The sequence below is a fragment of the Haloterrigena turkmenica DSM 5511 genome (genome assembly GCF_000025325.1).
Lineage (GTDB): Archaea > Halobacteriota > Halobacteria > Halobacteriales > Natrialbaceae > Haloterrigena > Haloterrigena turkmenica.
Genome location: NC_013743.1, coordinates 1,989,712 through 2,014,082, shown reverse-complemented (window position 1 = coordinate 2,014,082; position 24,371 = coordinate 1,989,712). Strand labels below are relative to the sequence as shown.

Genomic DNA, 24,371 nt, shown 5'->3' with positions numbered 1-24,371 from the left:
CGCCTCGAGCTGCGAGAAGCGCGCGGCGACTACCGGCGGATCGGATGACCGGCGATCAGTCGGCGACGAACGAATGGCCGCACTCGGTACAGGTCATGCGAAAGGTCCCCTCGTCGGTGAGCTCGAGGCCGTGGCCGACCTCGGCCTCGCACTCCCGGCAGTAGAGCAGCGACTCGAGCTGGTCCCAGTCGTGTCTCGCGTCGGGTGCGCCGAAGGCGAAGCCGACGACCGTTTCGTCGGAATCGTTGTAGCCGTGCTGGAACTCTCCCGGCGCGAAGCGGATCACCTCGCCGGCGTCGACGGTGACCTCCCGCGCGTCCGTCTCGTCGTCCGGCGAGCACGTGTCGAACGTCACCGTGCCCGCCTGCACGTAGAAGACTTCCTCCTGGTCGTGATGGGTGTGAAGTCCGCCCGAGAAGGATTCGCCGGGCTCGAGTTCGAAGTAGTTCATCGCGAAATCCGTGAAGCCGAGCGCCTGCGAGATCGGCCGTCTGACGGAGTGCACCTCCATCGGATTGCGTTCGATCTCGACGTCGTCGATCGCGGTCTTCTCCATAGCGGCACATTCACCCGAAACGGCATAAAATGCCACGCTATACTGTACCACGCACAGTCATGGAGAGCGCTGACGGTACGCGAAGAGAAACGCATACGGTCGTCCGCTCCCGAGCACCGAGTGTGAACCGCCGTACGGTACTCGGATTCGCCGCGACATCGGCCCTCGCAGGGCTCGCGGGCTGTATCGAGGGCGTCAAGGAGCACTTCGGGCTCCAAGGCGTCATCCCCGTCGAGATCCAGAGCGAAGCCGAGGAGACGCAGAACATCCTCCTCGAGTCGCGCGAACGCGAGTCGGGCCGCCAGAGCTACGAGCAGAGTTACTCCGTCACGCCGGAGGAGACCGTCAGCGCGCCCCACCTCGACCAGACGGAACAGAGTTTTCAGGTCTCCAAGGTCGAAAACGAATCAGTGACGACCGTCAGGACCGCGTCGGTGACGCCGGAGACCGATCTCGTGATGATTCGGCTCTACGACGACGATCTCGTGGTCGAACTCGAGTTCGAGGACGGCGATACTGAGATCGTCGACGGCGAGGACGGTGCTGCCAGCGGGAACGAAACGGCCGCGAACGGAACCGAAACCGAATCCAATGCGAGCGAAAACCAGACGGCAAACGGGAACGAGACCGATGCGGACCCCGACAGCGCCGACGAGTAACTCGATCGACGCCTCGCGTCGACACTGATTCTCTCGACGAGGACGCCGATCCCCGAGCGCTCGCTCCGGACACCGGCCCCAGAGCACTCACCCGCTCCCCCGATCGCTCAGGGGTAGGGATGGAACGCGCGCTCGAGGCGCGGTTCGAAGCCGAGGTCCGCCGGAACCGTCCGCGCCCGCTCGCCGAAGAACGGTTCGCCGGTGAACAGCGGTTGGGCGCCGGGGACGACGACTCTGGCCGCCTCGAAGCCGGTCTCCGCGACGTCTCGGGTCGTCAGCCGCGCCGCGTACGGCGTCAGGTCGGCGTCGGTCGTCCGCTCGAGGAGTTCCGTCAGTGCCGCCCGTCCCTCTGGCGCGGTCTCCGGACCGACGCTTTCGGCTGGAACCGTCCGCTCGACGTCGACGAACCCGCGAACGGCCTCGGGGAACGCCGCGTACTCCCCGATGGCGCCCGAAGCGTCGGAAACGTCTTCGGGGCCGAGGTTCCGGATCTCCATCCAGTTCTGCAGCGCCTCCTCGAGGGCCGACCGGGCAGCGGCCGTGGCGTCGAGGTCCGCGGCGGAGCCGACGGCGAACGCCGGCCACTCGTCGGCGGTCGGCTCGACGGCCCCCTCGAGAGCGTCCGGATCGCGGTGGACGGCGACGGCGACGATGGGGACGTCGACGTCCTGCGTGACCAACAGCGGTGTCACCGACAGCCCCTCGCCGCGGGCGCGGCGTTCGAGGACGCCGAAGCCGTCGTCGTCGACGGTCAGCCCGAGGGGCTCGAACGTCGAGTACCACGCGAGCATCGTCGCGTCCCGCTCGATGACCTCGGTCAGGCCCGACAGCAGGGCGTCCACGGTCGACGAGCCGAGTCCGAGTCCCGTCGTGATGCCGGGAACGAGCGCCTCGCCGGGCTGAGGGAACTGGACCGCCGCGGCCGGCAGGTGGACGTCGTCGCCGGTCGAGAGATTCTCGCCCGGTACCCAGCGGTGCTCGTCACTCGCGTCGTAGGCGGGCGCGTCGTCCGGCCGCACGAGATCCGTCGGGGACACCGCGTTCTCGAGGTCGTCCTCGCTTGCGTGAACGAACTCGCTGTCCCGGTAGACGCCGGCGCAGTAGCGCTCGAGGCCCTCGCCGACGGCTTTCATCAGCGCCGCGTTCCAGTCGTCGGCGACGCCGGCCGCCTGCGTCGGCGCGCTCGCGTCGCTGAACCCCTGCGTGTCGGTCGTCGTCGCGAGGTAGTAGGGCGCGGGGAACGATTCGATCTCGCCGATGGTCCTGACGATCCCGACGCGGTCGTCGATCGTCTCCTCGGCGTGCTCGACGGCCGCATCGAGGGCGAGCGCGTCGTCGTCCCGCTCGAGGGTCCGATCCCGCGGTTCGTTCTGACACTCACAGCCGGGTACGGGGAGGACCCGCCGCCTCGCATGGGGCAGTTCGACGACGTGGCCGATCACCGACCGGTCGTCGCCCGACAGGACCCGGACGCACTCCCGGCCCGCGAGCGCGCCGGCGAGACGGGCCGTGCTGCGGTCGGCCTGCGGTCGGTCGCTTCGCTCGCCCTCCTCGAGGTTCGCGGCGACGCGCTGGTGGAGACAGTCGAAACAGCCCGTCGCGGGCGCGAAGCCCGAGACGGCCGAGTCGACGCCGGCGAGTGGCTGGCCGCCGACGCCGCCGACCTCGACGGCGATCCACGGCGTGCCGCCGGTGCGCGCGGCGGCGTTCGCTCGCCGGAACGTGGCCGCGCCGGCCACGTCGCTGACGACCGCGAAGCGGGCGTCCTCGAGGTCGTCGGCTGTCGCGTCTTCGACGGTGACGTCGACGTCTCCCAGCGCGGTGACGACCGCTTCGCGGACCGGATCGTCACCGACGACGTGTACGTTCATACCGAATTACTCACAGGCCGGCATCAAAAGGGCCGCGCTCGGTCGCGATCGGTCGCGAGTATCGCGAGGGCGTCGGTGTCAGTCGTCGTCGGAATCGCCGTCGCCGTCCGTCTCCTGGCGCGTCTCCGCGATGTCGATCGTCTCGCCGCCCGCCTCCGGCATGTCCTCGCCCTCCTGGATCGCCTTGGCCTCCTGTTCCATCGCCTCGACGTCCATCTCGACGTTCTCGATCTCGCCGAGCATCTCGGAGATATCGTCCAGCCCGATCAGTTCGCGGGTCTCCGCGTCGAACTCGAGGCTCTCGAGGTCCGCCCCGTCGGCCTCGACGTCGCTCCCCGAGAGGTGCTTGCCGTAGCGGCCGACCAGCGAGGTCAGTTCCTGCGGGAGGACGAACGTCGTCGACTCGCCCTGGCCGATCTCGGCGAGCGTCTCCATCCCCTTCTCGATGACGGCGCGTTCGCCCATCGACTCGGCGGACTTCGCACGCAGGACGGTCGAGATCGCGTCACCCTGGGCCTCGAGAATCTGGCTCTGTTTTTCACCCTGGGCGCGGATGATGTTCGACTGCTTGTCTCCCTCGGCCTTCTCGACGGCGCTGCGGCGTTCACCCTGGGCCTCGAGGATCATCGCACGGCGGCGTCGCTCGGCGGAGGTCTGTTCCTCCATCGCGCCCTTGACGCCCTTCGAGGGCGTGACCTCGCGGACCTCGACGCTTTCGACGCGGATCCCCCACTCGTCGGTGGGTTCGTCCAGTTCCTGCCGGATCCGCTCGTTGATCATCTCGCGGCGGGAGAGCGTGTCGTCGAGTTCCATGTCGCCGATCACGGCGCGCAGCGTCGTCTGGGCCAGGTTCGAGACGGCGCGCTCGTAGTCGTCGACCTCGAGGAACGCGCGCTTGGCGTCCATCACCCGGATGTAGACGACCGCGTCGGCGGTGACCGGGGAGTTGTCGCGCGTGATCGCCTCCTGACTCGGCACGTCGAGCGTCTGGGTCCGCATGTCGAAGTCGTAGACCCGCGAGACGAACGGCGGGACGATGTTCAGTCCGGGCTCGAGCAGTTTGCGATACTCGCCGAGGACGGTGAGCGCGCCCCTGTCGTAGGCGTCGACGATTTCGACCATCGACCAGACGGTGGCGATCACGACGACGAGCACCAGCGCGCCGACGAACAGGAGCGGGTCTGCGGCACCCACTTGCAAGGGATCGAACGGGAGTGGTGTCATATATGAGATACGGTACCGAACCGAATAACGCTTGGCCCAAACGAAATAAACCAGCGCCCTCGAGCGACGATTCGACACCGCCCACGTGAGAACCGAGAGCGACTCGAGAACGAGTCTCGAACCGATCGGTCGCTCGAGAACGGAGTTCGATCAGTCGCTCGAGGCGGCGTCCGCGTCGACGTAGACGAGTTCGTCGGCCCGCTCGAGCAGGCGCACGCCCCAGGTGACGGTCACGGGGACGAGCGCGGTGGTGAAGATCGCGATGAAGACCAGAATCGAGAACATTTCGGTGTCGATGACGCCGGCCTCGAGGGCGACGGTGGCGATGATTATCTCGACGGTCCCCCGTCCGTTCATCCCGAAGCCGACGACGAGTCCCTCTCTCGAGGTCAGCGACGTCGGCAGCGAGAACAGCCAAGAGCCGACGATCTTCCCGAGGAAGGCGATGGCGACGAGGACGACGAGGATTCCCAGCGAGTCGGAGAACACGCCGAACGTGATGTCGAACCCGACCGTCACGAAGAAGATAGGCGCGAACAGTCCCATCGCGAGGTCGTAGATGACCGTGTGCATGTGCTCGTAGAGCGAGGGCTCGACGTCGGCCTGCCGGAGGAACATGCCGGCCATGAAGCCGCCGATGATCATGTGCAGTTCCGCGAGCGTCGCCAGGTAGGCGAACAGCAGCGAGACGAGCAAGGCGAAGGTGAACGCGGTCGTGTGATCGACGAAGCCGTACCGCTCGCGCTGGCGTTCGATGTGGTGCCACGCGACGGGCAGGAAGCGGTAGCCCAGCACCAGCGTGATCACGAAGAAGCCGAGCGCCTTGGCGAGGATCAGGGCGATCTCGGTCGCGTCGAACGCGCCCGCGGTCACGTAGCTGTCGACGCCGGCGAACGCGACGAGCACCCCCACGTCGGAGGCCAACGCCCCGCCGAGCAACACGTTCGCGATCCGCGTGTCCAGAAGCTCGAGGTCCGCGAGGATCCGGGACTTCGTGGCCAGCGACGTGGCGGCCATCGCGAGCCCGAGGAACAGGGCCGCGCCGACGGAGACGTCGAGCCAGATCCCCGCGCCGTACCCGAGCCCGAACGGGATGACGAAGGCGCCGAAGGCGATCAGCAGCGACTGCGGCCCGAGCCGGAACAGTTCCCGGAGGTCGACCTCCATCCCGACGAACACCATCAGGAGGAACACGCCGAGTTCGGCGAGGACGGTCAACAGCTCCGATGGGTGTAAGAGCCCGAGCAGCGGCGGCCCGAACACGATGCCGGCGAACAGCTCCCCCATCATCGTCGGGTAGCCGAAGCGCTCGGCGACCGCGCCGAAGATCCACGCGACCGTCAGAACGAGCAGGAGGCTCAGGATGTCGATCTGGACGGCTTCGACCATCGGTCACCACCTCGCTCCGGTGACGAGACGGCCACGTCCCTGTGCCTGCCCGCTGAGACGGTGGCGTATCCGCTGATCCTCGCGGCTCATAGCAACACCACTCAGTTCTATCCGTCGTCTCTCGGACACTTCACTGACGGGGGTTCGACCGTCAGTCATCGGTACTCGTCTCCCCGACCTCGAGTTCGTCGCCGATCCCTTCGGGCCCGGGGTCGGCATCGGCATCGCGCACGTCGGCGTCCCGCCAGGTGCCCCGTCGGTACCAGCCGTAGGCGAGGGCGGCGCCGACGGCGTTCGAGACGGCGAAGGCGATCCAGATGCCCTCGTAGCCGATCGCCGTCGCAGTCGAGAGCCCGTACGCGATCGGCAGTCGGACGCCGGCGTAGATCACGAGGACGATCGCTGCCGCCGTGAGCGTCTTGCCAGTTCCACGGAAGCTCCCGTTGTACGCCCGCATCACGCCGATGAAGCCGAACGATGGCGCGACGTACCGGAGGAAGGTCGCCCCGATGTCGACGACCTCGGGATCGGTGGTGAACACGGCGATAATCGGCCGCGCGCCGAGCCACGCCACGACGCCGAGGGCGCCCAGCGCGACGAACATGACTCGAGCCGCGAAGTTGGCGGCGTCGGCCGCGCGGTCCGGTTTGCCGGCGCCGACGTTCTGGCCGGTCATCGTCTCGACGCCGCGGGCGACCGCCACCGCCGGCAGGAAGATGACCGAGAACACCCGCGTTCCGACGCCGTAGGCGGCGACGACCGTGTCCGGGAAGAAGGCGACGATAACCAGCAGTAGGTTGATCGACAGCGCCCGGCCCATCCCCTCGACGGACGCCGGGATGCCGATCTCGACGAGTTTCCGCGCGTACGAGAGGTCCGGGCGCATCTGCCGTAGTCGAATCTCGACGCCCCTCGCGCCGCGAAACATGATCGCGAGGCCGACGACGAGGGCGAGCCCCCGGGAGAAGACGGTCGCGATCGCCGCGCCCTGAATCCCGAGTTCGGGGAACGGCCCCCAGCCGAAGATCAGGAACGGGTCGATGACGACGTTGAGCAACACCGAGCCGAACATGACGAGCATCGGCGTGATCGTGTCACCGTACCCCCGCATGAGCGCGATGAAGACGAAGAAGCCGAACATGAAGGGCATGCCGAGCGAGATGACCCGCATGTAGTCGGTCGCCAGCGGCAACACGGCCTGTGAGGCGCCCAGTAGCCCGAGGAGTTCCCTGACGAAGCCGAACCCGACGACCCCGATGAGGGTCGCACCCAGCAGCGACAGCGCGACGGTCTGGGAGGCGGCGTACTCCGCTTCGCTCTCTTCGTCCGCACCGATGTGCTGGGCGACGAGGACGCTCCCGGCGACCGACAGCCCCATCCCGACCGAGATCAACAGGAAGACCAATGGGAACGCGAAACTGATCGCCGCCAGCGCGTCCGTGCTGTACTGGCCGAGCCAGAACGTGTCGATGAGGTTGTAGGCGGTCTGCAACAGGTTCGTGACGATGATCGGCAAAGAGAGGTAGAACAGCGGCCGCGCGATCCCGCCCTCGGTCAGGTCGAACTCCTCGCGGCCTTTAAAGAGGGTCGAGAGGCGGTCCGCGAGGCTCATCTATTCCCCCTCCGACTCGTCTCCGCCCGCGTTCTCCGAGCCGTCCTCCGCCGTCGCGCTGGTCTCGGCGGCCGACGAGGCGTCCGCCGTCCCGTCGGCCGCTGACGCGTCATCTCCGTCCGGACTCGAGTCGTCGACCCGCAGGTCGTCGATGTACGCGTGGACGTACCGCCGGGTCCGCTCGAGGGACCGATCGACGGCCGCCGCGCGCGTCTGGGCGCCGTGGAAGACGGTGACGAGGAACTCGGCGGTCTCGTCGGGATCGACGTCCTCGCGGAACTGTCCGGCTTCGATTCCGTCCCCGACGAAGTCCGCGATTCGGTCGTGCATCGTCCGGTCGAACTCGGTCAACCGCTCCCGGTAGGCCTCGTTGTACGGCGACTGGGACTTGATCTCGAGGATCGCCGTCCGGAACTCCTCGGCGTCGTCGTCGCTCGCCGTCAGCAACTCGTCGAACAGCGCGTGGAGCCGCTCGGCCGGCGTCTCGCCGGCGAGCGTCTCAAGTCGGTCCTCGAACCGATCGAGCAGGAAGCCGAGAAAGGACTCGAGGAGATCGGCCTTGCCGTCGAAGTGGTAGTGCAAGGTGCCCTTGCTCTTGTCCGTCTCCGCGGCGATATCCTGCATCGTCAACTCCGCGTAGCCGTGTTTGCACAGCGCCCGGTACGTCGCCTCCATGAGATCGTCGACGGTATCGTCGGACATTCGAGATCGTGTTACCCGAACTTACTGACTGGCCAGTCAAAAGGGCTTCGCAACCGGACGACTACGGTCGGCCGTACGGGGCAAAATCGCCTCACCGACGACGAGCGATCACGGCTCGACGGCGGCGAGAATCGGAATCAGTCCTGCTCGCGCAGTCGCTCGAGGACCTCGCGGGCATTGTCGACGGCCTGCTCCTTCTTGGCGGGATAGGCCTCGACCTTCCCGCGGAAGGTGATCCCGTCGCCGAGCCGGACGTCCCCTTCGAAGGCGGCCTGCTTGTCGAGTCGCAAGAAGAGTTCGGTGTTCTCGGTGACCCGCTCGTTGAGTTCGTCGATCACGTCGTCGAAGCTCTCGAGGTCGGCCAGCCGCGAGAGGACGTGGCGGACGTCGTCGGCCTTCTCGACGCGGGCCGAGAGGACCAGGATGCGGTCGCCGTAGTGGCCTTCGCTCTCGGCGCGTTCGATCTCGAACGGTTCGTCATCGTCGCCGTCGGGCAGAAACGTGCGCAGGGCCTCCTCGACGCGTTTCTCGTCCTCGGTGGCGTAGCAGAACGTGCGTAAGTCGACGTAGTGAAGCGGGATCTGTGGCATCTGAAGCTGTTCGCGTTCGTGTCCGTGAACCGGTCGCGCCGAACCGCGCGATCGGGGGCGTCGTTATTCCTCGTCTTCGTCCGCGTCCTCGTCCTCGTCGGCCGCCTCGAGGTCGTCCTCGGGGACGCCGGTCTCTTGTCCGTCCTCGAAGCTGACGGTGTAGGTGACGTCGCCGAACATTGACTCCATCGTCTGGCTGACGGTGCCCGTTTGTCCGTCGAACTCGCTGTGCTCGTCGTTCAGGACGACGCGATCGTCTTCCTCGAAGCTCATACCCGATGGTTCCCCGCCGTCGCGTAAAAAGGGACTGATTCAGTCGTTCGCGTTCGTCGCCCGGTTGCGCCACCGCTCGTATCCGTACCCGACGGTGACCGCGATCGCATAGTTCGCGCCGAGGAACGGCACCCAGTAGATCCAGAACTCGAAGCGCGGCGCGAGGGCGTTTCCGATCGCCGTTCCGACGCTGTAGAGCAGATATCCTGGGAGCGCGAGCGGCGAGAAGAACCGCGTCTCGAGCCAACCGAGGGCGAAGGGGACGACCAGCGCCGCGAAGGCGACGAACGTCGCGGGGCTCGCGACGGCCCGGCGGAGCGACGCCGGCAGGTACCGCTCGAGCGCAGCACTCGCACCGTCCCTCGGACGCTCGCGTTCGGTCGTCATTCGGCACCTCCGGCCTCGACCTCGAGCAGGCCGTGCATCGCGAGGACGTGTGCCGCTGCCAACCGCGTCAGTTCGACCCTCGTCTCGCGGTCGAGCAAGAACTCAGTCGTCTCGAAGAGGTAGGCCGTCGACTCGAGTTCGCGGGCGGCCTTCTGAAAGAGCAGGGGACTCGAGAGGTCGGTCTCCCGGGCCGTGAACCGGTGGAAGGGGAGATACCAAGGGACGCCGTCCGTATCGAGCGCGTCGGCGAGTTCGTCGCCGCGGGCGTCCGGCGAGTGAAAGACCGCCTGCCCGACGTACTCCCGGTGAAGTCCGTAGACGCCGAGCGAGCGGTGGAGGTCGAGGACGACGTCCGGCTCGCGGCGTTCGACGGCGTCCCAGATCCCGCGTGCGAGTTCGCTCGTCGGCTCCTGCCCGGCCGGGAACTGGCGGTTCAGATCGCCGTCGGGGCCCTCCCGCTCGTCGTTCTCGACGGCGACGCGGTTCGTTTCGGGGACGACGACGAGCGTGCCCGCGTCGGGACGCCAGTCGACGACCTCGCGAGCGACCGCGATCCCGCTTCGCTCGTCGCCGTGGACGCCGCCGAACACCATCGCCGTCGGACCGTCCCGCGGCGACTCGATTTCGTACAGCGGCGTCTCGTGATCGGTATCAGGAAGGAGTCGTTCCGTGTGCGTCTCAGCCTCGCCCGCGTCGCTCGGCGCTCGAGCGGCCGCGAGCAGCCGGTCGTTACCCGACGGCTGACTCGCGACGCCAGCGGTAACCATTCCGGCGACAACGCTGCCGGTGGCCAGCAGGGTCCGACGATTCATCGGATCGGAAAACGGCGTCCCGCTTGAAGCGCTTTCCCATCGACGACGCGCGACGTCGCGACCGACGTGGGACGGACTCGAGCGACCCGATGCGACCGTCCGCCGAGTACGGCACGGTCGAACTATCGCATGTTCTCGAGGGCGACGACGGTGTCCGACATGAGCCACGCGTCCTCGTTGGCGGCGTCTTCGATGCTGAGCGCGAAGAACGACTCGCGGCCGTCGTCGACCGTAATTCGGTAGCTACGGCTCTCTAAGCGGACTTCTGCGGACGGGTTCGATTCAGCGGGGACCACAGTCGTGCTCGGGAACCAGCGGGGATAACTCGCTCGGTCGGCGGTCGATCCGGACTGGCCCGAGCCGCGAACGGTCACACGAGAGTCGTCCGACCGAGGGTGGAAATCGGATATCGACGGACGCTATCGGGTCGTCGGTGCGTACGGTGGGGCCGTTACTCACCGAGTTCGGAGAGCAGCGTCTCGGCCGCCGCGCTCGAGGAGCCGGGACCGCGGGCGGTCAGCAGGTCGCCGTCGACGGTGACGCTGGTGTCCGCGTCGAGTTCGGCGTCCCAGTTGGCGCCGGCCGCCTTGACCTCGTCTTCGACCCAGTAGGGGAGCTTGCGTCCGCTGGGCATCAGGTCGTTCTCGTCGACGATGCCCTCCTCCCACTCGTTGGGGAAGCCGGTGACGTCGCGGCCGTTGACGATGAACGCGCCCTGTCGGTCGCGGGCGAACGCGAGGATGCCGACGGCGTGGCAGACGACCAGCGCCTTGCCGTCGTCGCCGGCGACGGCCTCGCGGAGGAGGCGTCGCGCGTCGCTGTCCTGATTGACGTCCCACTCGGTGCCGTGGCCGCCGGGGAAGACGACCGCATCGTAGCCCTCGGCCTCGGCCTGAGCCGTCGGGATCGGATCGTTCAGTCGCTCGTCGTTCTCGTGGACCTCTCGAACGTGCTCGGCGGTCTCCTCGCCGACCTCATCGGGGTCGATCGAGCGTTCGTCGACCGACGGCGGCTTCCCCGAGGGCGTCGCGACCGTGATCTCGAAGCCCGCCTCCGAGAGCGACTCGAGCGGCTCGACGCATTCTTCTCCCCAATACCCCTCTTCGCTGACGACGAACAGTGCAGAACTCACACGCCTCCGTACGGGACGGAGCCTAAAAACGACCAGCCCACCCCTCGGTTCTGCCGCAATGTTTCGCCGCGATACGTCCGCTCGCGTGACAATCCGCGACGACGAGAGTGGCCTTTTTCGCCACCCGCGTAGTATGTTACACTATACCATGTCCGATCGCCCTACTCCGTTCGACGGTCTCGACGAACTGTTCGATCAACTGAACCGCCGGCTCGAGACGGCCGCCCGGACTTGGCAGTCGGAGATCGACGACCGTAGTCGACTCGACCTCTCGATGAGCGGAGGGGGGATCCGGCTGGACCTGACCGACCACGGCGACGAGTTCGTCGCCACCGTCGACGTCCCCGGCTACGAGAGCGACGACCTCGAGATCCGACTCCGCGACGACGCGCTCGCCATCAGCGGCGAACGCCAGCAAACGTTCGAGGAGAGCGACGGGGTTGACGAGCACGGCGGCCTCGAAGGAAGCGAGCACGACCTCGAAGGCGAGCCCGAAACGACCGAGCGCGACGAGACACACGAGACGAGCGAGCCCGAGGGAACCTACATTCGCCGCGAGCGCGAACTGCAGTCGTTTAGCCGACAGGTTCGACTTCCCGATCCCGTCGACACCGATGCCGCGACCGCGACCGTCAACAACGGCGTCCTGACGGTTCGGCTCCCGAAACTGGAGTCGGACGGCGAGACGCGGACGATCGACATCGACTGACGAGCGATGCCACAGCCGACACCCACCGACGGATCACGCCGGCCGCGCCATCAGGTGTGTGCGCGGATCGACTGGCGCGCGCTCACCGGTCGTCGTCGAGGTTCAGGGCGTCGAAGAACCGACGCGTGAGGCGACCGTCGACGAACTCGAGCAGCGCGTCCGTGTCGTCGGCCTCGTCGGCGAAGAGGCCGAGTTCGATCCGCCCGCCGGCCATGTCGTGGTGACCGCCGACCTGTCCGAGATCGTCGAAGGCGGCCTGGAGCGTCTCGCCGATGTGGATCCGCGGATCGATCGACCGCGCGCTCAACCGGATCGAGTCGCCGACGACCCCGTAGACGAGCACCGTGTCGACGCCCTCGAGGTTCAGCAGGTAGTCCGCGGCCTGGGGTAAGGCGTCGGTCTCGGTCGTCTTGGCGACGCTCGCGACCAGCGAGGAGCCCCGGCGCTCGCGGCTCGCGATCGCCTTTCCGATCGCGTCGAGCGTCCCCGGCGAGAACGCGCTGCTGTAGAGTTGCTCGAGGGTCTCTAAGTCCGCGTGCGGGTAGACCGCCAGCGCCGCCTCGTACTCCCGGCGGGTCGGCTCGCGGACGAAGTCGAGCCGTTCGCGGTGGAGCGCGAACAGCAGCGCCGAGGCGAGCCGCGTCGTCAACTCGATCTCGAGATCGCAGAGGTACTCGACGAAGATCGTCGCGGTCGCGCCGATCCTGGTCCGGACGTCCTCGAAGGGCGCACCGACCGGCTCGCCGGGGTGGTGATCGACGATGATCCCGGGCTCGATCTCCGTCGGGAGTTCGGTGTTGGCACCCGGCTGGGAGTGATCGACGAAGCCGATGCAGTCGTAGTCGTCGACGGCCGTGTCCTCGAGCGCCTGCAGAGAGATGTCGAGCATGTTGACGAGCGCCCGATTCTGCTGGTGGGAGATCTCGCCGCCGTAGGCGATCGTCACCTCCTCGACGTCGTGGTCGATCGCGATCGCCTTGAGGGCCAGAGCGCTGGCCAGGCAGTCCGGATCCGGGTTGTCGTGGCAGACGATCGCCAGCGACTCCACCGTCTCGAGGACGGCCACGAGTTCGTCTGCGCGGGACATGAAACGGAATACGGGTGCGAGCCGCTTGAATCCCGTGTCGACCCGCACTGCGAGAGACTGGTTTCGGGCTGTTTCGGTTCGGCGTGACCGATAGTCTCCTCGAGCGGACACTGTCGACCGAGGGCACTGCGTTCCCAAAGCCGACGCCGTCCCGTCTCGTTGCTTAACAGTTTTCGGCTCGGGTGCGCACTTATTTCACGTTGGAAACCGCATTCACGGCTATGCGAGACGCGTATCTCGTCGGCGCGGGGCAGTCGGACTACGGGGCATTCCCCGAGGAGAGCTACCGGTCCCTGTTCCGGACGGCGTTCGAAACGGCGACGGAGAGCGTACCATACGGGATCGACGGCGAGGAGATCGACGAGGCTTTCGTCGGCCACCTGGGGGTCGGCGGTCGACAGCTCGGCCTCTCCGGGCCCGCGGTCACCGAACACGTCGGCCTCGACGGCGTCCCCTGTACGCGCGTCGAGAACGCTTGCGCGGCCAGCGGCTTCGCCGTCCGCCAGGCCGTCCAGGCGGTCAAGTCGGGGATGGCCGACGTCGTGCTGGCCGGCGGCTTCGAGGTCATGTCCGACACGAGTTCCGACGCGACGAAGTACTGGCTCGGCGTCTCCGGCGAGACCGAGTGGGAGCGCCTCTCCGGAACGACGTTCTCCGGCGTCTACGCCCAGATGGCCTCCGTCCATATGGAGCAGTACGGCACTACTCGCGAACAGCTCTCGCGGGTCGCCGTCAAGAACCACTCGAACGGCGCGAAGAACCCCCACGCCCAGTTGGGGTTCGAGTGCTCGCTCGAGGACGCCGAGTCCGCCCCGGTCGTCGCGGACCCGCTGAACCTCTATCACTGCTGTCCGACCTCCGACGGCGCGGCGTGCGCGCTGATCGTCAGCGAAGACGTCGTCGAGGAGTACACGTCGGACCCGATCCGAATCGCCGGCGTCGGCGCGGGCAGCGACAACGTCGGGCTCTTCCAGCGCGACACCTACACCGGCGTCCCCGCGAGCCGCCGGGCCGGCGAGCAGGCCTACGAAATGGCCAGCGTCGAGCCGGACGACCTCGACTTCGCCGAAGTGCACGACTGCTTCGCCATCGCCGAACTGCTGGCCTACGAGGATCTGGGCTTCTGCGAGCGCGGCGAGGCGGGTGAGCTGATCGACTCCGGCGCGACCGAACTCGGCGGCGAGCTCCCCGTCAACACCTCCGGCGGGCTCAAGTCCAAGGGCCACCCGATCGGCGCGACCGGCGCCGGGCAGGTCGTCGAGGCGTTCAAACAGCTCTCCGGAAAAGCCGGCGAGCGACAGGTCGAGGACCCGACACGCGGACTCACGCATAACGTCGGCGGCAGCGGCGGTGCGGCCGTCGTGCACGTATTTGAGAAAGAACGGGAGGTGAGCGCGTGATGACCGCGATCACCGGTGTCGGCACCTACGCGCCGCGGTTCCGCATCACGGCCGAGGCCTTCGAGGAGGCCTGGGGCCAGTTCCACGCGGCCGGCATCACCGAGAAGGCCGTTCCCGCGGCCGACGAGGACGCGCTGACGATGGGCTACGAGGCCGCCACGCGGGCGCTCGAGGCCGCCGCCGTCGACCCCTCGAGCGTCGACTGGCTCGCCTTCGCGTCCTCGCGACCGCCGGAGGCCGAGGAGGACCTGACGGCCCGGCTGGGCGCGATGCTCGCCCTCGACGAGTCCGCGACCCGGCAGCTGTTCACCGGCAGTACGCGCGCCGGGACGCGTGCGCTCTGGGCCGGCATGGACGCGATCGGCGCCGACGCCACCGCCGGCCTCGTCGTCGCGGCCGACGCCCCGAAGGGTGATCCCGACGATGGGGTCGGCCACGCCGCCGGAGCGGGTGCGGCCGCGTTCGTCGTAGAGCCCGGCGGCCCCGCCGAGATCGTCGACCGCGCCGAGTACGCGACGCCCTACCCGGGAACCAGGTTCCGAAACACCGGCGAGGACGAGACGCGAGGGCTCGGCGTCACCCAGTACGACCGCGCCGCGTTCACCGAGACGGTCGGCGGCGCCATCGACGGCCTCGAGACCGATCCCGACCCCGACGCCGTCGCGATTCAGGCGCCCGACGGCAAGCTTCCGTACCGAGCTGCCGGCGCGGCGAGCGTCGGCACCGACGAGATCCAGGCCGCCGCGACGGTCCACGAACTGGGTGATCTGGGCGCCGCGAGCGTTCCCGTCTCGCTGGCGACTGCCCTCGAGGACGGCTTTGACTCCGTTCTCGCGGTCTCCCACGGTAGCGGCGCGGGCGCGGACGCGTTCGTCGTGGAGTCAAGCGGTGAGGTTCCCGCGGAAACGGCGCTCGAGGGCGGCGACACCCTCTCCTACGCCGAGTACCTGCGCCAGCGCGGCGTCGTCACGACCGGCCCGCCCTCGGGCGGCGGCGCCTACGTCAGCGTCCCCTCGTGGCGGCGCTCGATTCCCCAGCGCTACCGCCTCGAGGCCGGCCGCTGTCCCGACTGCGGCGCGCTCTCGTTCCCACCGGAAGGGGCCTGCACCGACTGTGGGTCGCTCGTGGAGTACGAGCCGGTCGAGCTGCCCGGCACGGGAACCGTCGAGGCCATCACGACCATCTCCCAGGGCGGCGCCCCACCGGAATTCGCCGAGCAGCAGGCCCGTTCGGGCGACTACGCGGCGGCGATAGTCGCGCTCGAAGACGAGGCCGGAACCGGGTCGGTGAGCATCTCCGCGATGGGTACCGACGCGGCCCCCGAGGAGTTCGCGGTCGGCGAACGGATCGAGACGACGATCCGCCGCGTCTACACCCAGGAGGGCGTGACCCGCTACGGGTTCAAGGTCCGACCCGCGGAGTGAGCCGTCGTCAGTTCGCGACCGGCCGAAAAGCGGCTTCATCCGTGGTGCGTTCTGACTCAAGCAGACTACTTAATCGGTCAGACGGCCTATCGTGGGTGATTGGAGGGTACCGAATGCGCGAACTCAGAGATATCGAGGGATTGCATCCGCGCGATCTCACGAAACGCCAGCGATTACTGGTGCTCTTCGTGGTCGGTCTCGTCTCGGTCGTCCTCTTCTACACCGGTATCTACAACTGGGGGATGCGAGCGCTCGAAAACCGTCCCCAGTCCGTTTTCCGATCGTTCCAGACCGTGGTCGAGACGATGACGACGACCGGGTACGGCGCGGATTCGCCCTGGGCGACGCCGGCGATGAACGTGCTGATGGTGACGATCCAGGTGACCGGGGTCGTCATCGGTTTCGTTACGCTGCGCGTCCTGGTCATCCCGCTGTTCGAGCGGACGCCGCTGAACCTCGACGACCGCCTCACGACCAAGAACGACCACGTCGTCATCGCTGAGTACCAGCGCGATACCGACCTGCTCCTCGACGAACTCGAAGAACTCGACATCGATTACGTTCTCATCGAATCGGACGACGAGGAAGCGAAACGCCTCTCGGATGACGGCTATCAGGCTATCAACGGCGACCCCGAGGATCGGGACGACCTCGAGCGTGCCGATATCGAGCGAGCGTCGCTGCTCATCACCGACGCCGCCGATAGGACCGCGAGCATCGTCCTGACCGCGCTGGAGGCCAACGAGGAGCTGCGGGTGGTCAGTTTCACGGAGTCGACGCGCAGAGAAGCCGCGCTCGCGGAAGTCGGGGTGGATCGGAGCGTCGCCCCGCACGCACTGATCGGCCAGCGACTGGCTGAGAAGGCGACGATCCCCCTCTCGAGGGACTGGTCCGACGAGGACGAGGTCGACGTCAGCGAGATACTCGTCAGGCGAGACAGTCCGCTTCACGGCGTTCGGGTGCGCGATTCACCGATCGCGAACCATCCGAACCTGACGCTGGTCGCCGGTTGGTTCCACGGGGAACTGCGTCTGCCGCCGTCGCCCGACGACGAACTCGCCCCCGATACCGTTCTGGTCGTCGCGGGTCCGGAGAGCGAACTCGACGAAATAACGAACGAGATCGCGGGCGTCCGGTCGCGCCGCATCCGATCCCCCTCACAGATCATCGTCGCCGGGTACGGAGAGGGCGGAACCGCGGCGGCCGAAGCGCTTCCGGAGGACGTTTCGGTGACGACTATCGACGAATCAGCGGAACTGGATCCAGACATCGTCGGAGACGTCACCGAACCCGAAACGCTCCGCGAAGCCGACACCGATGACGCCTCGGCGCTGATCGTCACCGTCGATGACGATTCGGTCGCGTTGTTAACGATCGCTATCGCCCGTTCGCTCTCTAGCGGAATCGAGATTCTCGCGCGGGTGACCGATAGGGAGAAGACGAAGCCGGCGTTCAGAGCGGGTGCCGACTACGTTCTCTCCACCCAGCAGATATCCGCTCGACTGGTCGCGGCAGAGGTTTACGGTGAACGAGTGATGGCTCCGACGAGTCAAATCCGACTGATTCAGGCCGACGCGGCCCCCTTCGCCGGCGAGTCGCTGGCAGACGCTCGTCGCAACACCGAGCGCGGATGGACCGTGGTCGGCGTCGAGCGCGACGGTACCGTCCGTACCGACGAACGCATCATTATCGAGGCCGACGACGAAGTGATCGTCGCGGGGAGCGACCGCGCGATCCAACAGTTCGAGCGAACGGTCGCTACGTCATGACCGCGGAATGGACCCTCGATTCGACGGAAGTGAGTCTGCTCTCGTACAACGAAGAGGTACCCGACCAGCCGTTCAGTCGCCGGTCAGCGCCTCGCTCGCGGGCGCAAACTCGATCGTCTGCCCGCGGCCCTCGCGCTCGGCGCGCTCGTAGAGCATGTGCGCCGCGGCAACGGTCTCGATGCCAGTCCCACCGCTGTCGAAGAGCGTGATCTCGTCGTCGCTCGTCCGTCCGGGCTCTTTGCCGGCGACGACCTCACCCAGTTCCGCGTGGATATCGTCCTCGGTGACGGCCCCCTCCTCGAGTGCCGTCATGAACTCACCCGAGTCGAACGTTGCCCGCTCTCGCAGGTCGGGAACGTAGGTCGCCCGCTCGACCGTCCGCGTGTCCACCTCGCGCTTGTCCGGCGAGTACTGGCCCATCGCCGTCACGTGGGTGCCCGGCTCGAGGTCGTCGCCGTCGAAGACCGGCTCGCTGGCTTTCGTCGCCGTGATGACGACGTCTGTGCCGGTGACGGCGGCCGTACTCGAGTCGACGGCCCGGACGTCGGCCTCGAGGTCGTCGTCGAAGTCGGCCGCGAAGGCCTCGCGGTTCTCGGGGGTCGGGGAGTAGACCCGAATCTCGGCGAAGTCGCGGACGGTCGCCGTCGCGCGCAGTTGGCCCCGCGCCTGCGCGCCGCTGCCGATGACCGCGAGAGTGTCCGCCTCCTCGCGTGCGAGTTCGTCGACAGCGACGGCGCCCGCCGCGCCGGTCTTGTGGGGATTCATGCTGGCGCCGTCGAGCAGCGCGAGCGGCGCACCGCTGGCGGCGTCGAACAGCGGCGTCATGAACCACGCGTCTCCGGCGCCGAAGCCGGCGCTGTACATGTAGCCGCCCATTGCCCCGGTTTCGGGGAGCACGGCGGCGTAACTCGTCAGCATCCCCTCGGGATCGGCACGAAAGAACTTCGACCGCGGCTGGGCCGGCGCGCCTTCACCGCGCTGGCGGTAGCCCTCGCGGACGGCGTCGACGTAGTCGGCCGGCGCCGCGAGGTCACTGACGTCCTCACTGGAGAGAAACAGGGTCGCAGTCATGAACGAAAACGGAACGCGAGCGGAGATAAAAACCGGGGAGACGAGACGGAGATCAGTCGGCGTTCATCGGCGGCCGCGTGGACTTGGGTTCGTCCGCACCGTCTGCGGGCGTGTTGACGAACATCGCGTGCCCGATGATCGCCATCGCGACGAACGCGCCGACAGGCACCGCAGCCGTCAACGAGAGTCCCACGAGCGAGAGGGCTGCGGTAATGCCGAGCAGTGCGACTGGGATGAGGCCGAGAACAATGTCGTAATATCCAGTCATAATCTATACTATGATATGAGGAATAGGCATATAAGCGTTTTCCATAATTAGCCGATACTGGATCTATTTCTCATCCGTATATAGCGTGCTGGATTCGCATAACTTATGAGTTCATTATCGCGCGTCTCGAAATCGATAGGTTGGCCGCGTTCCCGACTAGTTACGATAATACAGGTTATATTATTTCAACATCCCACGTTGCTAATCGCAGGACGAGAGTGGGGCACTGAACCAATCGAAGCAAATACAGACAGTGTCTATATATAATTATCGTCCATGCTTTTGTCACCTCCTCGAGACAGTGTATTCTGTTTGTGATACGTCACGGAACCGACCAGCCGAAACGGAACCCACTGACGGGTGGCCAGCCGGAACTAATCGAAGACGTTCGTCGTCTTCGAGACGGCCGACCGAACGGTCGACGATGCCCGGTTCGCGGAACGACGGAAAAGGCGGAGTACGCGATCTGCAGTACGCTACTACCCAGCGAAATCACGTCGGGAGCCGAACGAACAGTCCCGGTCGCCAACCGGGAGAATAACTCGTCTCGTCGTCGCCAGGCTTCAGATGGTCGCGAATCGAATCCTCGAGCCGAAGCGAATCGACGCGACCGACCGGTCAGCGCCCCATCGGTTACGTCACGCGTTGTTCATCCGCTTGCTCTCGCGGTTGCCACAGCGTGAGCACTCGCGGACGCGGTAGGGTTCGCGGGAGTACTGAGCGGTTTCGTCATCGTCGCCCTCGGTTATCAGCTGGATCGAAATCTCGTGGAGTGTATCGGTTCCGCAGACGGCACACGGTTCGGTCATCCCGTCTGATACGCCGTTCGTCGTTGCCATACCCGGTTCTCACACTGCATCCGCATATATCGTTGACAGCGACTGCGGAGCGGGAGAAGGGGTATATATAGGTGTTTTCGCAAATTGAAAACGCGACGTGACGCTCGCGGTGACAGTTCGAGACGAATCGAACCCAGTCGGTTCGTCGGCGAAAACGACGCTGTTGCGATCGTTTCACACCGTCCTCGAGCGAAGACGGTGACGGGCGATACGATATATCAATCACAGATACAGTCTCTTCTACTCGGAAAACCTTTAGCAATGAATCTCCAAAGCGGTCACGTATGGACGACGAATCCTCCATCGAGGAGATTCTCAACACGATCGGGGACGAGCACGCCCGGACCGTCCTCGCCTCGATCAGCCGCGAACCCGGCTCCGCGAAGGAGCTGGCCGAACGGCTCGATCTCTCCCAACCGACGATCTATCGCCGCCTCGAACTCCTCGAAGCGAACGATCTCATCCAGTATCGCACCCTCGTCGCGGACGACGGGAACCACTACAAGGAGTACACGTGTAACTTCAACAGCACGGTCATCTCGCTCGACGACGACGAGTACGACGTTCGTATCTTCCGGGAGGAGAACCTCCCCGACCGGTTTTCCCAGCTCTGGGACGAACTCGGCGTGAAATAGCGACTCGAGACAGCATGACAGGAGACACAGCGACACCCGCTCGGCGCGTCGGTGAGGCCCGATGACCGTCGCCGGGCTCAGTCAGGCGCTGCTCATGGTGATGCAGATGGCCGTCTTCGCGCTCTCGCTCGGGCTGACGCTCATCAGCTTCCAGTCCTACCGCCAACGCCAGTCCAAGCGCCTCGAGTCCGCGTTCATCGGCTTCGCGTTTCTCAGTATGGGCGTCGGATTCACGACGATCGTCTCGCAGTTCCCCGATCCGATGACGCTGTTTCGCGTCGTCGAGACGGTACCGTTTATCGTCGGCTTCGGCATGCTCTACGTCTCGCTGTACCGGTGACTACTCGGTCGACGGCGGCTCGGTCGTCTCGACGCGTTCCTCGAGCCGGGCGATCGCGTCCGTGACGGCCGCCTCGTCGGTCCCTCGCACGCGGATCCGACCCGGCCGATTCTCGCCCCGCGGATAGCTGCCGACGCTGACGTCGAACGCCTCGGTGATCTCCTCGAGCACCTCGTGCAGCGACCCTTCGGGAGCGGGCGTGTAGATCGTCTCGGCGACGGCGTCGCCCCGGAACTCGTCTTCGACCGCGTGGAACATCGCCCGCATCTCGTCGGGGATGCCGGCGAAGACGTAGACGTTCTCGACGATACAGCCCGGCGCCCAGCCCGCGTCGGTCGCGATCGGCGTCGCGCCTTCGGGCAGCGACGCCGCGGCGTCGAGATCGAGCTCAAGGTCGTACTCCTCGACCAGGTCCGGATTCTCGTCGCGGAACTCGGCCGCCTTCTCGAACAACCGCTCTCGAATCCGATCGAAGACGACGAACTCGCGGTCGAGGCCGTCCGCGACGGCTTCGACGGTCACGTCGTCGGGCGTGCCGCCGATCCCGCCGGTGACGATCACGGCGTCGAAGGCGTCGTTCCAGCGGGCGACGTAGTCAGCGATCAGCGCTCGGTCGTCGGGAATCGTCAGGATGCGATCGACGGTGCTCCCGCGCTCGGTGATCCGCTCGGCCAGCCACGAGGCGTTCGTGTTCGTCGTCGCTCCGGCCAGCAACTCGTCGCCGACGGTGACGATCGCGACGTGCATAGCCGCCGTTCGACCTCGAGTCAGTTAGCCGCTCCGCCCGCGGAACCGTCGTCGCGACGCCGGATCGCCGATCCCGAACCCGTACCAGCGCCGCGATCAGGACCACTGCGTTATCGGCTCGCCGGCTCCCGCTCGACGAACGTACGCGGCCTGCATCTCGTGGACCGCATCGGCGAACCGCTCGCCCGCATCGAGCTCGTCCCGTACGCGCTCGAGTTTCCAGCGGCTAGGCGTCGTTCGCTCGCGCCAGCGGGCCTCGAAGGGGCCGAGATACGTCTCGATCGTCCCGTCGGAAACGCCCTGCTCCCGGAGGCCGCGGTGCGCGAACGCGAACAGTTCGTCGTATATCACGTCCCGATCGGATGTGCGATCGCCGTCGGCGGTGATCCACGCGAGATCGGCCTCGAGACCGTTCGCGACCGCGTCGTAGAAACTCGCCGCGGCGGCCTCGCGCTCGAGGGTCGCGATCGGATGGGCGGCCCCGACGAGCCCGCGGAGGAGGCCGGCGACGAGACACTGGAGGCCGACGGTCTCGGCGACCGTCGGCTGGGTCGGCAGCGGTCGGTACTCGAGTCGGACCGACCAGCGATCCCCCTCCGCGACCGGCTGGCCGCCGACGACGGTGCGGAGCCACCGCCAGTAGGTCCCGCGCTTGTGGTCGAGTTCCCAGAACCGATCGGCGAACTCCTCTCGATCGCCGTCGGCGAGCCACTCGCGGAGGAACGGTGCACAGGTCTGGTCGGCGACGAGCCTGTCGATGGCGTCTGTCGTGCGCTCGATCCGCCGGGGGACGCGAACCTTCTCCCAGGCCCGATTGACGGACTGTTCGAACACCGGGATCCGGAGTTCGTGGTGGGTCGCCTCGAGGAGCGCGTACGGATCAGTGGGACCGGCGGACTCGTCCCGTTTCTCAAAATCGTATAGATCGGGCGGCAACAGCGGCGAGTTCGTCGCGAGCGCCAGCACCGGACCGAGGGTCCCGAGCGCGGTGTTGTAGTACCGTGGAAACGCCTCGACGTCGGGGATCTGGACGTGGGGCTGGACGGAACTCGTTAGCGACTCGAACAGGAGCGACGGGAACGTCTCCTCGACGCCCGGCACCGAGAGCGCGATTTCGCCCCCCGTTCGCGCCAGCACGTCGTTGTCGATCGCGTAGTATCGCGCCGATTCCGTCATGTTCTCGGCGAGCGCCACGCCCTCGCGCTCCGTCGTGGCCGCGAGGTACTCGCGAGCGCCCTCCGGCGGCGGTCGCGTCCACATCGCGTCCAGCACGATTTCGAGGCCGTCCGCTTCGGCGTCCGATTGCGCCTTCCGGACGCGACGCTCGAGTTGCGCCGCCTGCACGGCGATACCCGACCCGTCGAACGGCGTCGGTTCGGTGTTGAACTCGACGTTGTGTCGCCCGAGTTCCCGCTCGCAGCGGCCCTCGAAGACGGCGTCCGGGACGCGAGCGAGACGTCCCGCCTCGTCGACGGCGTAGGCCTCGAGTTCGAGCCCCAGTCCGAAGCCGGGACTGTCGAGCCGGCCGGCCCGCAGGGCGTCGGTGAGCTGGGCGGCCTGCTGATCGACGCGCCGATCGAACTCGCGTCGGGTCTCGTCGGCCAGCGACCGAGCGACGAGGGCGACGGGATCCGCCATTACGGAACCGACTCGAGCCAGTTGCATCAAACCGGGGTGTGACCGTCCGCCGGAACCTGCGCCGCGTCCCGTTGCTATCGCCGCGACGGTGACCGGCCGCTCCGACGCGCCGAATCGGCGCTACGGATCGACGCGAACGTCGAACTGCGCCGTGATCAGGTTCCCCTCCGGCTTGGTCTGTAAGAACAGCCGATACCGACCCGGGGTCGGGAATCGGGCCTCGAACTCGACGCGGCCGCTGTCGGGAGCCGTCGCCTCGGGATGGACGTGCAGATACGCGAGGTCGCCCTCGCGGAGCGCGACGAGGTGACCGCGCGCACCGAGGTACGCCTCGAGTTCCGGCACCGGATCGTCGTCGCGTCGGACCGCGAACGACAGTCGCTCGCGTTCGCCGGCGGTGACGTCGCCGGCGAGCAGTTCGACCTCGTATCCGTCCGCCGACGCGCGGCGCGACGAGTCCGGGCGCGCGTCGTGCGTCCCCGTCCCGGATGCGAGCAGATCGAAGCCGAGCGTGGTCGGGTGTCCGTCGACGACGACGTCCACGAACGCGCGGTAGACGCCCGGATCCGGCACCGCGAGGTCTTCGACGAGCCACGTTCCGTCGGCCTGCAGTTCCGGATGGCGGTGCTGGAACCGGGTCAGATCCCGCCGAACCACGACGAGATGGCTCGGCCGTCCGTGGACCTCCTCGAACTCGGTCACGACGTCCCCGTCCCCGTCGGTGACGCGGAACGTCCAGTGGGCCGGCGTTCCCGGCTCGAACCGCGTCTCCGACGGCTCGAGACGGAGTCCGTTCGCGGCCAGCGCCAGCCCGCCGAGCGCGGCGTGTCCCGGCGGTGCGTCCCCCCGATTCGCGTCGTTCGACCCGTGGCTCGAGTGATCCTCCATGTCGTGAGATTCGGTCTCGAGCCGCTTACTGCTTGGCGTCAGGTTCGTCGCCGACGATGGCATGGCGTCCGTACGTGCCCTCCCCAACCACTACACGCCGAACACCCCAAGGACGTCACGATGACCGACTGGACGGAAATTGTGATATAACCAATATACAATCGATGTACCTCTAATACAGTGGTCCTCGCCTCGGTCTCCCTCCTCACTTACCACAGCAAGTAAGCATCCCGTCAAAGTTAAATGACGAGTCCGATCGCCGGTCAACTCTCCGAGGCCGTAGGGACGACGGCAAGAGCGAACGCGACCGTATCACGAACCACCGTGTGTGATATTTCGAATATTGTTA

The 24,371-nt window shown here is 66.8% G+C and carries 26 protein-coding genes; 7 read left to right on the top strand and 19 right to left on the bottom strand.

Annotated features, from left to right (window positions below; genetic code table 11):
• Positions 1-55 precede the first annotated feature (55 nt).
• Positions 56-556 carry a cupin domain-containing protein gene (locus tag HTUR_RS09555; protein WP_012943115.1) on the bottom strand — a complete coding sequence of 167 codons (501 nt, stop codon included), beginning with the start codon at positions 554-556 and terminating at the stop codon, positions 56-58.
• Positions 557-678: 122 nt separating this feature from the next.
• Between HTUR_RS09555 and HTUR_RS09550 the strand changes: the two genes are divergently transcribed.
• The gene (locus tag HTUR_RS09550) at positions 679-1,215 is read left to right on the top strand and encodes a hypothetical protein (RefSeq protein ID WP_049941675.1); all 537 of its coding nucleotides are present in this window, start codon (positions 679-681) and stop codon (positions 1,213-1,215) included.
• 107 nt (positions 1,216-1,322) lie between these two features.
• Here the strand turns inward: HTUR_RS09550 and HTUR_RS09545 are convergent, their stop codons facing one another.
• The 11 genes from HTUR_RS09545 to HTUR_RS09495 form a co-directional block, all read right to left on the bottom strand.
• Positions 1,323-3,086 (bottom strand): YcaO-like family protein, encoded by a 1,764-nt coding sequence (locus tag HTUR_RS09545; RefSeq protein ID WP_012943113.1) that lies wholly within the window; start codon positions 3,084-3,086, stop codon positions 1,323-1,325.
• Between the two features lie 78 nt (positions 3,087-3,164).
• Positions 3,165-4,310, bottom strand: a complete 1,146-nt coding sequence (locus tag HTUR_RS09540) for an SPFH domain-containing protein (protein ID WP_012943112.1) — start codon at positions 4,308-4,310, stop codon at positions 3,165-3,167.
• 150 nt (positions 4,311-4,460) lie between these two features.
• Positions 4,461-5,699, bottom strand: a complete 1,239-nt coding sequence (locus HTUR_RS09535) for a cation:proton antiporter (protein ID WP_012943111.1) — start codon at positions 5,697-5,699, stop codon at positions 4,461-4,463.
• 151 nt (positions 5,700-5,850) lie between these two features.
• Positions 5,851-7,311, bottom strand: coding sequence for an MATE family efflux transporter (locus HTUR_RS09530; protein ID WP_012943110.1), 1,461 nt, complete (start codon positions 7,309-7,311; stop codon positions 5,851-5,853).
• On the bottom strand, positions 7,312-8,013 hold the full coding sequence (locus tag HTUR_RS09525) for a TetR/AcrR family transcriptional regulator (RefSeq protein ID WP_012943109.1): 702 nt from the start codon (positions 8,011-8,013) through the stop codon (positions 7,312-7,314).
• Positions 8,014-8,150: 137 nt separating this feature from the next.
• Positions 8,151-8,603 (bottom strand): RNA-binding protein, encoded by a 453-nt coding sequence (locus tag HTUR_RS09520; protein ID WP_012943108.1) that lies wholly within the window; start codon positions 8,601-8,603, stop codon positions 8,151-8,153.
• Positions 8,604-8,666: 63 nt separating this feature from the next.
• A complete protein-coding gene (locus HTUR_RS09515; protein ID WP_012943107.1) occupies positions 8,667-8,876 on the bottom strand; it encodes a hypothetical protein in 210 nt (69 codons plus the stop codon).
• A 39-nt stretch (positions 8,877-8,915) separates the two neighbouring features.
• The gene (locus HTUR_RS09510; RefSeq protein ID WP_012943106.1) at positions 8,916-9,263 is read right to left on the bottom strand and encodes a hypothetical protein; all 348 of its coding nucleotides are present in this window, start codon (positions 9,261-9,263) and stop codon (positions 8,916-8,918) included.
• Positions 9,260-10,075 (bottom strand): succinylglutamate desuccinylase/aspartoacylase family protein, encoded by an 816-nt coding sequence (locus HTUR_RS09505; RefSeq protein WP_012943105.1) that lies wholly within the window; start codon positions 10,073-10,075, stop codon positions 9,260-9,262. The genes HTUR_RS09510 and HTUR_RS09505 overlap by 4 nt, the downstream gene beginning before the upstream one ends.
• A 122-nt stretch (positions 10,076-10,197) precedes the next feature.
• Positions 10,198-10,449: a hypothetical protein gene (locus tag HTUR_RS09500; protein ID WP_012943104.1), complete on the bottom strand. Its 252-nt coding sequence runs from the start codon at positions 10,447-10,449 to the stop codon at positions 10,198-10,200.
• A 77-nt stretch (positions 10,450-10,526) separates the two neighbouring features.
• The gene (locus HTUR_RS09495; protein ID WP_012943103.1) at positions 10,527-11,207 is read right to left on the bottom strand and encodes a type 1 glutamine amidotransferase domain-containing protein; all 681 of its coding nucleotides are present in this window, start codon (positions 11,205-11,207) and stop codon (positions 10,527-10,529) included.
• Between the two features lie 148 nt (positions 11,208-11,355).
• Here HTUR_RS09495 and HTUR_RS09490 point away from each other — a divergent pair, with 148 nt between their 5' ends.
• Positions 11,356-11,916, top strand: coding sequence for an Hsp20/alpha crystallin family protein (locus HTUR_RS09490; protein WP_049941870.1), 561 nt, complete (start codon positions 11,356-11,358; stop codon positions 11,914-11,916).
• A gap of 82 nt (positions 11,917-11,998) precedes the next feature.
• On the opposite strand, the gene HTUR_RS09485 is transcribed toward HTUR_RS09490, so the two are convergent.
• Positions 11,999-13,003, bottom strand: a complete 1,005-nt coding sequence (locus HTUR_RS09485; protein WP_012943101.1) for a DHH family phosphoesterase — start codon at positions 13,001-13,003, stop codon at positions 11,999-12,001.
• A 221-nt stretch (positions 13,004-13,224) separates the two neighbouring features.
• Here HTUR_RS09485 and HTUR_RS09480 point away from each other — a divergent pair, with 221 nt between their 5' ends.
• The 3 genes from HTUR_RS09480 to HTUR_RS09470 all read left to right on the top strand — a co-directional run bounded on the left by HTUR_RS09480 (position 13,225) and on the right by HTUR_RS09470 (position 17,596).
• On the top strand, positions 13,225-14,403 hold the full coding sequence (locus tag HTUR_RS09480) for a thiolase domain-containing protein (protein ID WP_012943100.1): 1,179 nt from the start codon (positions 13,225-13,227) through the stop codon (positions 14,401-14,403).
• Entirely contained in the window at positions 14,403-15,827 is a 1,425-nt protein-coding gene (locus tag HTUR_RS09475) for a zinc ribbon domain-containing protein (protein WP_012943099.1), read from the top strand. The genes HTUR_RS09480 and HTUR_RS09475 overlap by 1 nt, the downstream gene beginning before the upstream one ends.
• 113 nt (positions 15,828-15,940) lie before the next feature.
• Positions 15,941-17,596, top strand: coding sequence for a potassium channel family protein (locus tag HTUR_RS09470; protein ID WP_012943098.1), 1,656 nt, complete (start codon positions 15,941-15,943; stop codon positions 17,594-17,596).
• Between the two features lie 72 nt (positions 17,597-17,668).
• Here the strand turns inward: HTUR_RS09470 and HTUR_RS09465 are convergent, their stop codons facing one another.
• The 3 genes from HTUR_RS09465 to HTUR_RS09455 form a co-directional block, all read right to left on the bottom strand.
• A complete protein-coding gene (locus HTUR_RS09465) occupies positions 17,669-18,667 on the bottom strand; it encodes an ornithine cyclodeaminase family protein (RefSeq protein WP_012943097.1) in 999 nt (332 codons plus the stop codon).
• Between the two features lie 52 nt (positions 18,668-18,719).
• Positions 18,720-18,935: a hypothetical protein gene (locus tag HTUR_RS09460; RefSeq protein ID WP_012943096.1), complete on the bottom strand. Its 216-nt coding sequence runs from the start codon at positions 18,933-18,935 to the stop codon at positions 18,720-18,722.
• Positions 18,936-19,573: 638 nt separating this feature from the next.
• Positions 19,574-19,774: a DUF7835 family putative zinc beta-ribbon protein gene (locus HTUR_RS09455; protein ID WP_008895190.1), complete on the bottom strand. Its 201-nt coding sequence runs from the start codon at positions 19,772-19,774 to the stop codon at positions 19,574-19,576.
• A gap of 284 nt (positions 19,775-20,058) precedes the next feature.
• Between HTUR_RS09455 and HTUR_RS09450 the strand changes: the two genes are divergently transcribed.
• Together HTUR_RS09450 and HTUR_RS09445 are read left to right on the top strand one after the other, a co-directional pair.
• Entirely contained in the window at positions 20,059-20,409 is a 351-nt protein-coding gene (locus HTUR_RS09450; RefSeq protein WP_012943095.1) for an ArsR/SmtB family transcription factor, read from the top strand.
• A 61-nt stretch (positions 20,410-20,470) separates the two neighbouring features.
• The gene (locus HTUR_RS09445; RefSeq protein ID WP_012943094.1) at positions 20,471-20,749 is read left to right on the top strand and encodes a DUF7521 family protein; all 279 of its coding nucleotides are present in this window, start codon (positions 20,471-20,473) and stop codon (positions 20,747-20,749) included.
• Here the strand turns inward: HTUR_RS09445 and HTUR_RS09440 are convergent, their stop codons facing one another.
• The 3 genes from HTUR_RS09440 to HTUR_RS09430 form a co-directional block, all read right to left on the bottom strand.
• Positions 20,750-21,496, bottom strand: coding sequence for a competence/damage-inducible protein A (locus HTUR_RS09440; protein ID WP_012943093.1), 747 nt, complete (start codon positions 21,494-21,496; stop codon positions 20,750-20,752).
• A gap of 96 nt (positions 21,497-21,592) precedes the next feature.
• Entirely contained in the window at positions 21,593-23,134 is a 1,542-nt protein-coding gene (locus HTUR_RS09435; RefSeq protein WP_012943092.1) for a hypothetical protein, read from the bottom strand.
• A gap of 120 nt (positions 23,135-23,254) precedes the next feature.
• Positions 23,255-24,022 (bottom strand): hypothetical protein, encoded by a 768-nt coding sequence (locus tag HTUR_RS09430; protein ID WP_148225332.1) that lies wholly within the window; start codon positions 24,020-24,022, stop codon positions 23,255-23,257.
• Positions 24,023-24,371: the final 349 nt, after the last annotated feature.